The following is a 251-nucleotide window of genomic DNA, read 5'->3' on the forward strand; positions in this document are numbered from 1 at the left end:
GAATTCAACGCGCCATGGCGCGTCCTTGTGTGGAATGCAGTTTGGCGTGAGCTCCGGGTCCTTGCTCACCCCGACACTCGCGCACACGCACACGCACACGCACATGCTCATGCTCATGCTCATGCTCACCCGCGCACGCATGCCCCTGTTCCAGGCCTCGCGCAGCGAGGCCCCTGGAGGCCGAGCGCAGCGATGGCCCGACCGGTCCCCAATCCCCTCTGCGCGTGCCGAGGAGCGCAGCTTCAGGCGGA

Annotated in this window: 1 protein-coding gene; it reads left to right on the forward strand. The window is 67.3% G+C overall.

The features are described from left to right. Positions 1 to 46 precede the first annotated feature (46 nt). Positions 47 to 251, forward strand: a 205-nt coding sequence (locus APY03_RS43400) for a hypothetical protein (protein WP_232324188.1), incomplete at its 3' end; no start/stop codon positions are given.

The sequence above is a fragment of the Variovorax sp. WDL1 genome (genome assembly GCF_001541225.1).
Lineage (GTDB): Bacteria > Pseudomonadota > Gammaproteobacteria > Burkholderiales > Burkholderiaceae_C > Variovorax.